Source organism: Gluconobacter kanchanaburiensis NBRC 103587 (genome assembly GCF_007988905.1).
Taxonomy (GTDB): Bacteria; Pseudomonadota; Alphaproteobacteria; order Acetobacterales; family Acetobacteraceae; genus Gluconobacter; species Gluconobacter kanchanaburiensis.
Genome location: NZ_BJVA01000016.1, coordinates 21,724 through 34,707 on the forward strand (window position 1 = coordinate 21,724; position 12,984 = coordinate 34,707).

General features: G+C 53.0%; 7 protein-coding genes and 1 pseudogene. 5 read left to right on the top strand and 3 right to left on the bottom strand.

Going from position 1 to position 12,984, the window contains the following annotated elements; translation table 11 throughout:
• Positions 1-86 precede the first annotated feature (86 nt).
• The 4 genes and pseudogenes from GKA01_RS11210 (at position 87) to GKA01_RS11225 (ending at position 4,209) form a co-directional block, all read left to right on the top strand.
• Positions 87-572 (top strand): heme-binding protein, encoded by a 486-nt coding sequence (locus tag GKA01_RS11210; RefSeq protein WP_167506363.1) that lies wholly within the window; start codon positions 87-89, stop codon positions 570-572.
• A 92-nt stretch (positions 573-664) separates the two neighbouring features.
• Positions 665-1,366, top strand: a pseudogene (locus GKA01_RS11215) (transposase); the annotation flags it as partial.
• Positions 1,367-1,971: 605 nt separating this feature from the next.
• Positions 1,972-2,766 (top strand): hypothetical protein, encoded by a 795-nt coding sequence (locus GKA01_RS11220; protein WP_146862981.1) that lies wholly within the window; start codon positions 1,972-1,974, stop codon positions 2,764-2,766.
• 339 nt (positions 2,767-3,105) lie between these two features.
• A complete protein-coding gene (locus tag GKA01_RS11225; RefSeq protein WP_146862984.1) occupies positions 3,106-4,209 on the top strand; it encodes a Fic family protein in 1,104 nt (367 codons plus the stop codon).
• Between the two features lie 189 nt (positions 4,210-4,398).
• Here the strand turns inward: GKA01_RS11225 and GKA01_RS11230 are convergent, their stop codons facing one another.
• Genes GKA01_RS11230 through GKA01_RS11240 form a run of 3 tightly spaced genes read right to left on the bottom strand, consistent with a single transcriptional unit; the run spans position 4,399 to position 9,112 of the window.
• Positions 4,399-5,061, bottom strand: coding sequence for a hypothetical protein (locus tag GKA01_RS11230; RefSeq protein ID WP_146862987.1), 663 nt, complete (start codon positions 5,059-5,061; stop codon positions 4,399-4,401).
• The gene (locus tag GKA01_RS11235) at positions 5,058-7,004 is read right to left on the bottom strand and encodes a hypothetical protein (protein ID WP_167506364.1); all 1,947 of its coding nucleotides are present in this window, start codon (positions 7,002-7,004) and stop codon (positions 5,058-5,060) included. Before GKA01_RS11235 ends, GKA01_RS11230 begins: the two co-directional genes overlap by 4 nt.
• A 5-nt stretch (positions 7,005-7,009) precedes the next feature.
• Entirely contained in the window at positions 7,010-9,112 is a 2,103-nt protein-coding gene (locus tag GKA01_RS11240) for a hypothetical protein (RefSeq protein ID WP_146862993.1), read from the bottom strand.
• A gap of 454 nt (positions 9,113-9,566) precedes the next feature.
• On the opposite strand from GKA01_RS11240, the gene hsdR reads away from it, so the two are divergent.
• Positions 9,567-12,974 (top strand): type I restriction-modification system endonuclease, encoded by a 3,408-nt coding sequence (gene hsdR, locus GKA01_RS11245; RefSeq protein WP_146862996.1) that lies wholly within the window; start codon positions 9,567-9,569, stop codon positions 12,972-12,974.
• The last annotated feature ends 10 nt before the right edge of the window (positions 12,975-12,984 follow it).

Sequence of the window (12,984 nt, forward strand, 5' to 3'; positions counted from 1 at the left end):
TATTAATAATTTAATGTTTATTTTAATTTTTTCTATCTTTAAGGTGTAATTATCTCTTTTTAACTTAATCTAGTAGGATGTCCAAAATGTTTCCAATATTCAGAATTGGTTCTCTTTTTTTTTCACTCTGCATGATGGTTTTTTGCCTTACTTCTAGCGCGTATGCCATTTCTCGGCGTCCTGCACTGGACGATGAAGACGTAATTAAAATTTCCAATGCAGCCCGCGATTCATTCGCCAAATCACATATTCACGGTTGTATTGTCGTAGCCGACGAGGACGGCATGCCATTATTTGTGCTCAGGCAGGCCGATGCTGTAGCTAATTGTCTTTCATCGGCATTGGCAAAAGCAAAGTCAGCCGCACTTTTCCAGTCGGATACGAACAACGCGTATGTATCTTTAATGAAGGGTGAAACGCATGAACTGGCAGTTCCGGATTTATCCGCTAATCCCGGTGGTTTGCCTTTATTCGTCGGAAAAAGACTAGTTGGCTCTGTGGCCGTTAGTACACCCGACGGCAATGCTGATTTGGCCGCAGTACGCGCTGGATTGGCGGCATTTGAAAAGTGAATTTTTTGCCCTTGGAGGGTTCGAAAAACCCTCTGGTTTTGAGGATTTCTCTGTGATTCCATTTTCCCTTAGTTGATTGGGGAGGATGGAAGATGAAGCAGCCGGGTTTCTTTGATGTTGAAGAGCGGCTTGCCCGGTTAAGCGGGCTTGGCGATCAGCTCGAAGCATTTTCCCGGACTGTGGATTTTGAAGCGTTCCGTCCTGATCTGGAGAAGGCTCTGGCCTATTCAGATGGAAGCAAAGGCGGGCGACCGCCATTTGATCCGTTGCTAATGTTCAAGATCCTAGTCATCCAGACGCTCAACAATTTGTCTGATGAGCGGACGGAGTATCTCGTCAACGACCGCCTGTCCTTCATGCGCTTCCTTGGCCTGGGACTGTCAGATCGAGTTCCGGATGCCAAAACACTCTGGCTGTTCCGTGAACGCCTGACCCAGGCGGGAGCAATCGAGGGTCTGTTCAATCGCTTTGATACAATCCTGCGGCACGCAGGCTATCTGCCGATGTCGGGCCAGATCCTGGATGCAACGCTGGTCGCTGCTCCAAAGCAGCGCAGTACGAATGCTGAGAAAGCCGACCTCCGGGCAGGACGTATTCCTGAAGACTGGCAGGACAAGCCGTCAAAGCTGTCGCACAAGGATCGTCATGCGCGCTGGACACTGAAGTTCACGAAGGCGAAGCGGCAGGATGATGGAAGCATGCCATCCAGCGATCTCGCCATTCCGTTCTTTGGCTACAAGTCGCACATTTCAATCGACCGGAAGTTCCGGTTCATCCGGAAATGGGTCTGTTCATCCGAACTGTCGGTATCACCCGGGCCACCATGAGGATCGGGCTGGCCAATATCGTCTACAACATGCGCCGCTTCTTCTTCCTCAAAAGGTTGAACGCGAGCGCATAGTCATCCAGAGGGGGCAGCACTCGATTTTCTCAAAACGCAGATCAAAAGCGAACCCAAAAGTAGCAAATCAAATCGTTTCGAGCATGAAATAACCAGCTAAGCGTATCAATCAAGGGTTCTTTGATCCCTCCAAGTGACGACATTAACGCCGGTTCGCCCCGAAGAAGCGTATTAGGAAAACTCATAATAATTCCCAGCACGAGCGGCTGAGTCATCTGAACTACCTGTTTGATTTGCGCTGCGGGATCAGACAGGCGGCAGTCGCCTCATCGCGGTCATACAACTTGCCAACAGGCGTTTCCGCTTAGCAGACGCAACCTTCACGACATTAAATGATCAAATTGGGCCGGGAGCGGACGGACGGGTTTCGGGTGGTCACCCAAAAAAAGCTGCCATTTCCTAGTCGCCCCTTCTCGGGCATTTGAGCCAGTTTTTATACCACCCTAAAACTGATACAGAGTGGTGTATAATTCGAGCTAAGCTTGCGCGAGAACTCTCATGGACATTTCCATCTTTCGGCAACTTGCCGATCAAACCGCTCAAATTATCACGTCGTGGCCAAACGATCTAATTGCACAATACCAGTTTCTGAGCCTGCCCCAGACAGGAAATTATACGAAGGACTTCATAGGAGATGAGTTATACAATCGCATTCGTGAAGCATTCATTCCAGGCGAAATTAAAATCGCTGAACAATGCAGAGCGCTAATAGGTGAACTTATCTATGATCAAATTTTAGACAGCCGACCTATCGAGCCATATTGTGAACTGCTAGAGAAAATTAGAGATGCTACTCAGTTCCAACAGACAGTTGGAAATAATACCTGCGAAGAATGGCGTAATGCTATCGAATATGCTCATCTCAGCGTTCAGCAAATAAGTCTTAATACAACAAAAAGTTTACAACGCACATATCCAAACTACTTTGCAGTGGAATTCGCTACTCTACGTCTGAGGAGTATAGGATACTCGATCGATCGTGATGGAAGCAAGATGACTCTGAGCGACCAAATGGAGTTGCACTTAGTCGCAAAAATAGAAAGCTTGGTTCACGAGTTTGGAGGTTTATCTGTCACAAGACAGATTAGTGACTTCCTACGAGCAGTGTATGACGAACAACAAGAGCGATACCACCTTGTCATTCTTAAACCAAAAGTATCAGAACCCCAGCAACCATTAATACCTTGGGGATACTTATTCCAATTAGCCGTGAAGCATTACCAAGGCGGAAAATCCAGTGGAATAGCTGATCATAGAAGATTCAAATTCTTTTTTTCTCTGTATTTTCAATAGGTTAGTGGTGCGAGCTGCGGGACTCGAACCTGCTCCCCAACATTTTTAGGGTGCTGGGACGCTCTTAATTCCAGCAGAAAACTGCGGATATGATGCTCTTCTCAGTGAACATTATGGAGAACAGGTTTGGAGAAAAACTGAGGCCCGTCAAGGGTTCTGTTGTGATGGTCATACTGGCGTAAAGGGAGGTGCGTCTCATTCTGAAATCATTCCGGGGAGCTACGGGTCGCTCCGGGTTAGCGTGCGGGATAATCGGTTATGTCGGGTGATGGATAGATTGCGCTTCTATCAATCATATTTTGTAGTTAAAGTGATTGATAGAGGGTTGAGGTATCGATCATGCGTTGGAATTGGCAGCGTCCGGACTGGCCGCAGTTTCAGTTTGAGAAAAGCCATTTACGTGAGGCTGAAACGCAGTTCCTGAAAGGTTCGGGCGTTGTCGTGGGCGCGATGCAACATCTGGACAAAGATGCTAATCAACAGCTCATTGTTCAGCTGATCTCACAGGAAATGGTCGAGAGTTCTGCCATTGAAGGTGAGGTTCTTGATCGGGCCAGTGTGCAATCTTCGATTGCCCGCCAGTTGGGCTTTGCTCCAGACAAGCGGCGCTCCACGCCAGCAGAGGCTGGGGCTGCGGAATTGATGGTCGATCTCTATCGACATTATGCGGCTCCTTTAACCGACCAAATTCTGTTCGACTGGCATGCCATGCTGATGAATGGTCGCCGTGATCTGGACGTCATCGGTGGATATCGGATGCATGCAGAAGCCATGCAGATTATCTCAGGCCCTCTCCACGCCTCACATATTCATTTTGCAGCCCCGCCGTCGAAAAATGTGTCCTTCGAGATGGCTCGGTTTATTGAGTGGTTTAACAGAACGGCCCCAACCGGAGCGGAGCCTCTCCCTGCTATCGAACGGGCGGCGGTTGCCCATTTGTGGTTTGAGACCATCCATCCCTTCGAAGATGGCAATGGCCGTATCGGGCGGGCTCTTGCTGAGAAAGCATTAGCGCAAAGCCTTGAGGCCCCGACGCTTACGGCACTGGCCGCAACCATCAACGTACACAAGAAAGCCTATTATCTCGAATTGCATTGTGCCAGCGAAACCAATCACATTGATGCGTGGATGGAATGGTTTGGAAATGTCGTTCTGGAAGCCCAGTCTCGTACGCTTCAGAATATTCGTTTTTTAATTGAGAAAACGCGTTTTCTGGATCGCCTCCGCGACAAGCTGAACACGCGTCAGGAAAAGGCTCTGCTTCGGATGCTGGCAGAAGGGCCTGACGGCTTCCAAGGCGGTCTAAGCGCCCAGAACTATCGTTCGATCACAGGCGCCACATCTGCCACGGCGACACGTGATCTGGCCGATCTGGTGTCTCTCGGTGCCCTTAATCGGACGGGAGAAAACCGCTATGCACGATATTCTCTTTGTCTCGGGTAAACAGGGTATTTGCCGTTCCGCTGCAGAAAAATAATGAGGGGGCGTCGCCTTTATGCGACGCCCCGTTTTGTTGCCCAGACCTTCCAGATACGGGGGGAGCCATTGCTCAAGATCCTCCTGCTAGCCTCCTATCAATCATGCAATCAGCGACATAGAAATCCTAAAAATCATATTTTTGTCAGGATGGTGCTAATGATGCGCTACGGATCCCGAAATATATAATATCACGGCAATGCATAAGATTAGTATGAGAATACCAAGCGTTGCGACACATAATATCTGCATGAATCCTGTTTTGCGCTCGAGCTCAGTTATGCGGATTTGCAGTGCGGCGTTTTTTTTGTCGATAGATTGGGAAACTATGCTCACAGTGCTAGATAGAGATTCACTGAGTTTCTCATTGCGCTGCATTGCGGCTTCTTGGGCAGCCGCGATGGCACTATTCAGTTCATGCACCTGAGTTTCAGATTGCAACTTAAATTGCACCTGCAATGCTTCGCACATAGCTACGATATTTAGTCGCGCTCCGTGAATTTTCGTACTTAGACCCGCATTAGATTCGGTAAGGACCTGTATCAGCTGTTCGCTTTGTTGCGTGGAAATATCTCCAACTTTAGTAATATTGGAATTTAAATACTTGGTTTGCACTTCGAATTGCTGTTCCAGTTCTTCTTCGACTAGCTCCGTAATCTTCTTGGGAAGCCTGGGCAACTCTATGCAAGATTTTGTCAGAGTGGAGACTGAATCTGATAATTTCTGGACTTGTGCGGTCAGCCCGTTCAACTGTGTGGACAATACGCGATCAAGCAACGCGCGTAATTCGTCCTCCAACTGCTCATCTGTGTTGTTCATTGCAAATCCTCTGTGCTCGCCAACAATGTAGTAAAGCGCTCGCGAAAGCGATAGCTTATGGTCACCGCCTCGATGAGTTGCAGAAAGCGCTTGGTTGGAACGGTCTCTGTGATCATGGCATCGCGACGGGCGCGTAGATCTTTGCGCAGAGCTGCGCGAAGTATTTCGTCGAACTCCGACGCACGCTGCCTGTCGGCGGCGAGGGCACCCCGGAGGTTTGCGATCTCTTTGGCCTGTTTCATCATTGCATCTTGTTGTGCTGCTCCGTCGCCTTCTAACTGCTCAATACGCGCCTGTACGCGCTGCAGGCCACGTCTCATCCGCGTCTGCTGTTGCTTTAGTGCGTTCTTCTGAACTTTAACGGCTCTATTGCACGCCTCAGCGAAGCGCTCGCGCAGCCAAATGGTAGCTTTCTCCATGCAACTGCCGAGTTGAGCCCGGTCTGCAATGAACTTGGGTCCTGGTACCAAGAGCCAGTAATTATCGAATATAGGACTGTCGATCTTCTTGATGAATTCCTCGAAGAAGAATGCGGCGTCGTCGTTGTTTTCTTTCTCTCGGAGCTCCGCTATCAGGAATGTGAGGATTTTAGATGTGTATTCGTTATCAGAATCTAGACTTTCCAGTCTGGAGATACAGCGCCAGAGAGCTGTCTGGAAGTTTAGGCTGAAGCGACGGAGGTAACTTTTTTTCATGGCGCTGGTATCGTCAGCAGCAGGTAGCCGTGGCAGCATTTCTTTCAGGTTTTTTTCAAATTCTAAACGCACTTCATGGGAAGCGTTGGAAATCGAGTTTTCGTCCCCAATTTCGACAAGACGTTTTTTACGCTTTTCTTGCTGTTTTTTGTATTTATTCAGCGCAGATTTTCGTTTTCGCATAGCTAAGTCCGCGTCTCTCTGTGCGTCGTTAAGATGCATTAACGCCGCGCTGTCTAGTTTGACCGCAATGTTGAAGGCGTCACGCACGTGGTGCAAGCGGCCCAGGGGATCCGCAGCATTAGCGATACGTTCACACAATTCCTGGCGTAACTCATTCATTAGTGGGCCAGCTAGTTCACGCCGTCGCGCGGGAGCATTGGCCCAGGAATCACCGAAATCCAGCGGGAAAAGGCAATCCGGGGGCGGGGGCGTGATGCCGAAAGTATCCAGTTGCTCAGCACAACGCTGCCGCAGCGAGCTTACGGTGCACGTCTTTCCCGGTGTGTCGAGCCAAATCTGTACCGACTCAAACTTGCAGGCGTAAGTGGTGACTATACAGAAGCGGGCGGGGGAGAGGCGCCAATCCAATGCCCACAAACCGTCTTCCGTGAGTGTTTCCGGATTCAGAAAACTCAGACTATCCGCACGAGTTATCAGCAGCACGAGATCCGCCGTAGGTACGTATTTTTGCGCTACGCTTCGAACAAATTCTGCTTCGTTTTGATTTTGGGGATGGATACCAGGTAAGTCAAGAATCCGCACGCGTGGCAGGGCGTGTCGGTCCGGATCGAAATATCGTCGTGGAATGTATAATGTTGCAACGCGCGTGTGTTCCATCCCCCCGGCTTCGACATGCTGGCGAATGGTCTTAAGTGCGTCCTTCAGACTATCGACACTCAGTGGAGTGCTATTATCGAGCCGCCAGTGCTCATCGGCACTTTCATGATAGATCATCGGAATCGATGTAGAAGATGTTCCGACCGGTTGGCCCGCACGGAGTGTATCACTTACATTCTTTAGTTCAGAAGTGGAAACGCCTAGAAGCTCTAGTAATAGTGTAGTTTTACCTACTTGAGTGGGGCCACAGAGAACGATCGTGGTCTCGCTCTTGGCTTCGGGGAGCTGGCACTGGGTCCACGTACTCAGTTCCATACGGAAATGCTCATAGGCGTTCAGCGCCCAGCTCTTACGCGCTCTTTCTCCCTTAGCCCAGAGGGATTGCAATGTTGGAGCGGGTTTGCCCATAGCCATTAGTTCAGTGGCGGGAGGAGGTTATCTAGTGTATCGGCCGCTTTTTGCAATCGACGCAGGGCACGGGCTAAACGATCCCGCTCATAGACGCCTGTACTCAGTCCCAACTTCTTGCGCTGTACTTCCATGACGCGATCTTTGACCTTTTCGATGGTTTCATCGAAGCTGGCCGCATAGGCTGCGCGGTGGGCGTCCTCTAGAGCGATTAGTACCGCTTCTGCTTGGCCAAGCCGCTCTTTTTCTGCGGCGCGAACTAGCAGACCGACAGCTACGATGCCGGTCCCAGCCACTGCCGCGGCGCCGGCGCCGGCGATGAAAATATCCGCGGACAGCAGTAGGGCGCCCGCGACCCGGTCGATGCGTCCTGCATCCTTGCCCTTCGGCACGCGGCTTTTGAGTTCATTGATCAGCGTGTAGAAATTACTATCGGGCTTGACGCCGAATACGGCGCCGATGGTAACAACCACCTCATTCTGAATGCCCATCAGCGCGTTAAAATTATCCTTCGCCTGGGTGGCAGCGTCGAGGGCGGACATGTTCTCTCTTTGGGGCCCTAGGCTTTTTAAGTCGACCGCGGCAAGTTGGGACAGCCGGCTGAATTCCGCCGCCAGCGCGGGCAAGAGCGCAATATCCTCATCCACGCTGTGGCTCGGGTCTCGTTCATCCTCCGCGGTAAGAAGTATGGTAAGATTTTTCTCTGCCTCGGACGGGAGAACCCATTGGTTCCGGTTCGTCATTTCCTGGTAACCGGTACGCTCGACGAGGGGGGTCTCGTGTGAAAATGCCGGGCGAGGAAGTAGCTCCATGCCAGTGTCACTGAATTTCTCCAATGTTGCATGCGTTAGGGCCTGCAGATGGCATTCCTGGCAGTCGCCTGGGGCCTTCCAGGCCTGCTCGATCAAGGCGCGCTGGCGTTCCAGACGTTCGCTCGTGGATCTGGTCAGCCCACCGAGCCATCCTTGGAACCCCTCATCAGGCTTGACGGCTTGCAGAACATGTTGCCAGGCTTCGTCTCGATGCTTGGCGAGTGAGCTGTTCAGTTGCTTGAGATAGGAGGTGCGCAGTTTCCTCGCGGCTTTGTCATAAGGTTTGAGTTGCCCCTCGATGAAATCTTCCCATAGGTCGTCTTCCTTGTCTCGATCTATGGACAGCTCTTCTTCGACATCGTTGGTGAGTTGTCGGACTTCGTCCAGCAATTGGGTGAGATGCTTGGTGCGTAAGCCCTGGACGCTGCTAGCGCTGTTGCCAGTGCTTCTAATCGCGTCGATGAGCGCGCTGCTCCATTTTTTGATAAAGTCGGGGTCGAAACTGGTGTCGAGACCAGTGCAGATAACGGTGCTGACCTGGCCACCAGCGGCTTTAAAGGTTTGGGCCGCGCTCGCACGCAGCTCTTCACGTAAAACTTCGTCGTCTTCCTCGGTCTTGGTGATGATCACCACCGGTTCGATGCCAGATAATTCGCGGTCGCGCAGGATTTCCTGATTAGCTGCGTCCGCAAGACGCCTTTGATCTGTAACAATAACGCAGCCGCCAGCCAGCGCCAGGGCCTGACGCATCAACTCCTGCCAGACTTCATTCAGACGGTGGCGGTGCTCGTAGCCGGGCAGTAGCAGCAGTGCCATGCTGCTGGCGTAAAAATGCCGCACCGGAACTTTGAGGACGGGCAATAAGTAGGAGGGATTGGTGCCGCGTGTGGCATGATGAAATTGCTCCGCATCGACCCGCTTCAACTCCACAGTATAGACGCCCTGCACATCGGTGGGGGGAATAAGCTGATACACCCAGCCTTCGGGTTCGGTAACATCCGGAGATTCCTCAATGAGGACGGGGATGCGCTCCCCCTGTCCTTCATTAGCGGGAAGCCACTCGGAACTGTTGCCTATGTCATAGAGTTGACGGACCAAAGTGGTTTTTCCGGCGCCTTGGGTGCCCCCAATAGCCACCACTACATGTTGCGAGATAAGTCTGGCGACGAATATACGCTGTAGGAGAGTATCTAATTTAGCACGCAGAGCCGCGTCATTTTTTAGGGTGAGTGTACCGCGTAACTGCAAGGACGCACTCAGCATATCATCTAAAACGGTTGTCGATACCAGAAACATAATCCATCCTGAACATGATCTTGAATTGAGTTAATAATGATCTAGATTTAGAATGCTTTCGTTTAACTAGGCAGTTGGTAGTCGAATGAATGTAGTGGATCAAATTTGAAGCAACCTGTTGCAGACCTTATGAAGGAAGGCGGCGTGGCCGCTTGAGTAACATTTTGACATGAGGTCACGCAATCCGGATACATAAGACGATCTTCATGGATCTGCTACTAACGCTTACGATGAGTGGTGGTCCCAAGTTCGACGAACTGGTATAAGAATTCGGCTAGGTCTACAAGGCGATAGTCGACGGAAGTGAAGAGGCTTATCGTAGGTCGCACTCTGGAAATGGTCTGACGGTAACACATTCGATGATGCAATCATCCTTGTCCATTGCTTGGTTTGACTATTCCTACATTATGACAGAGATTATTTCGCAGGTATGATCGCGGCAAAGGTCTGGTGAGTGAAAGAGTTTGCGGATCAGGTGGGTAATTTTTCGTTTCTGGCAAAAGATGCGCCGGAACTGACCAAACTGGGCCGGCTCGCCGAACATTTCTTCATTCTCGATCCGCCGACATCTCTCATCAAGACACGGCAGTTCGCTGAACTGACAGCCAAGGATATCGCCGCCAGACATGGTGAGCTGCCTGACACACATGCTACTTTCGACGTAGTCCTTCGCGTTCTTCAGCGCCGCGGATTTCTGCAATTTCAGATTGCCGACTTGTTCTTTTACATCAAGCGCGTCGGTAATACAGCCGTCCATGAAAACGCAGGCACACGCTCTGAAGCGCTTGAAGCGCTTAAAATGGCCCGCCTGATCGGCATCTGGTTCCATCAGGTTTACAATCAGGCCCCCAATTTCCGCGCCGGACCGTTCGTCCCGCCCCGGCCACCGGAAGACGCGACACCGGCCCTGCGTGAAGAAATCGACGCCTTGCGCAAAGCCGTTTCCGATAGTGCCGACGCTGAAGCCAAGGCCCGTATGGCCGCGCAGGAAGCCATCGCAGCACAGATAACCCTCCAGGAACGCGCGGCCAGGGAAGCCGAAGACCGTGCATTCTGGGAGAACTATGCTGCCGAGGCGGACCGGGAACGTCAAACAGCCGAACGCACTCTGGCGCAGGTACAGGCTCAGGCCGTCGCCTCGCCTGTGACAGAGCTTTCGGATCTGGCACAGATGGCCGATCAGAAAGCGCAGGCACTGGAGATCGACGAGGCGACCACGCGCGTACTCATTGACGCGCAGCTTCGTGCCGCAGGCTGGGAAGCGGATAGCAGGACACTCCGCCACGCCAGAGGCACGCGCCCCGAAGCCGGGCGGGCGATCGCCATTGCGGAATGGCCGACCGAAAGCGGTCGCGTCGATTATGCGCTCTTTATTGATGGTCAGGCCGTCGGCGTCATTGAGGCCAAGCGCGCCATCAGGAACGTGGCCGAACGCCTCGGCCAGTCCAGACGCTATGGTCGGGACATTATCCTGACGCCCGAACAGAAACTGACCTTCACCTCGTCGGAAGACGCCACAGCGTTTCGCGTTCCGTTTGTATTTGCGACCAATGGCCGCCCCTATTTCAAACGGCTGGAAACCCTCTCCGGTATCTGGTTCTGGGACGCCCGAACCGGGGAGCCACAACGCGCCCTGATGGACTGGTTTTCGCCGTATGATCTGACCGCAAGACTGGAGCAGAAGTTCGATCTCGCAGTCCTGGAAGATCCCGACCGCCAGCTCGGCGTCACGGGCCTGCGTGATTATCAGGTTGATGCGATCCATGCCGTCGAGGCGGCCATCGCCAATGGGCAACGGCGCCTTCTCATCGCCATGGCGACCGGAACCGGGAAAACCCGCCTAGCCATCGCGCTGATGTACGAGCTTCTTCGCGCCCAGCGGTTCCGGCGCATCCTGTTTCTGGTCGACCGGAAAGCTCTCGGTATCCAGACGTTGGATTCCATGAGCAATACCGAAACCGCCAGCCTGCTCAAATTCGATAAGATTTTTCCGATTGCCGGAATGGACAAGGCGATCCCCGACCTTGAGGACCGGGTTCAGGTTTCCACCGTGCAGGCCATGATCCGTCGTCTCTTTGATAACCCGGACAGCCAGCATCCGACACCGGGCAGCTACGATCTGATCATCGTCGATGAGGCGCATCGTGGTTACGTGCTGGATGCCGAATTACGGGATGACGATCTGGGTTTCCGCAATCTGGACGACTACCTCTCCGCCTATCGGCGTGTCCTCGATTATTTCGACGCCACCCAGATCGCCCTGACGGCAACGCCAGCCCTGCATACAAGAGAGATTTTCGGCGCACCGGTCTTTCATTACAGCTATCGTCAGGCCGTCATCGCGGGACATCTCATCGACCATCGCCCGCCACGCCGCATCACGACAGCTCTCAGCCAGACGGGCATTCACTTTGACGCAGGCGAGGAAGTCGCCGTCGTGGACTCCCGCACCAATCAGGTCGATCTCTTCGATCTTGAAGACGAAGTTGATTTCGAAGTCGCCGAGTTCAACAAGAAGGTTCACACAGAACCCTTCAACCGCGCAGTGGCCACCGCCGTCGCGTTGGAATGCCCGCCGGACAAGCCCGGCAAGACGCTGATCTTCGCGGCCCGCGACACGCATGCCGATATTCTGGTCAAGGCGCTGCGTCAGGCGTTAAACGAAGAATACGGTCCCCAGCCGCATGACATGGTCGAGAAGATCACCGGTGAGGTGGACCGGCCGAATGAACGGATCAAGGTCTTCCGAAGTGACCCTCGTCCGAAATACGTCGTCACCGTCGATCTGCTGACCACAGGGATCGACATCCCTTCCATCGTCAACCTCGTCTTCGTGCGGCGCGTCAACAGCCGTATCCTGTATGACCAGATGATCGGTCGCGCGACACGCCGTTGCGATGAGATCGGCAAGGAATATTTCCGCATTTTCGATGCGGTCGATATCTACGCCAATCTGCAAACCGTCACCGACATGAAGCCAGTGGTGGTCAATCCTTCACTCAGCTTCGCGACCCTTCTTGTTGATCTGAACCGCGCTACCACGGATGAAGACCGTGCCTGGGTCCGCGATCAGATCATCGTCAAACTGCGCCAGCGCGTCCGCCACATCGACCCCGAATACGCCGCACCGCTTGAAGCCGTACTTGGCCCGCTGGCTGCCCTGCCAGACCAGCTTCGTGAAGCACCACCATCGGCGACGGCGGACCTGTTCGCCCGGCATCCTTCCCTCGCGACCATCCTCGACCACGCGGGGACCCGCCCGCGTCCGAACGGTATCTATATCTCTGAGCATGAGGACGAGCTTGTTTCCATCACCGATACCTTCGGGAAACAGGCCAGCCCCGCCGATTACATCGAAAGTTTCGAGGCTTACATCCGCGCCAACATGAACGCGCTTCCCGCTCTGATCGCGGCAACACAGAAGCCCCGTGACCTCACACGGCAGGATCTCAAGGACCTCGCCACCGCACTGGATGAACATGGGTTCTCCGAAGCCAGTCTCCGCCGCGCCTACGGCACCGCACGCAATGCCGACATCGCCGCCCACATCCTCGGATTCGTGCGGCAGGCAGCTCTTGGCGATCCACTGGTGCCTTACGCGACCCGCGTGGAAAACGGCGTGCAGAAGATACTTGCCTCGCGGAACTGGACGTCGAAACAGGCCCAGTGGCTGAACCGGATCGGCCGTGCCCTGAAAGACCAGCCCGTGGGCGATCCGGCCCTGCTGTCCGACCCGCTGTTTGCACAGCAGGGCGGATTTGACGTGATCAACCAGACCTTTGATTCTGGCCTCGGTGATGTATTGAAGGATCTCAATGCCGCCATCTGGTCCGATGGATCAGAAGGAGGCCGAGCCGCGTAACAGGAAGTGT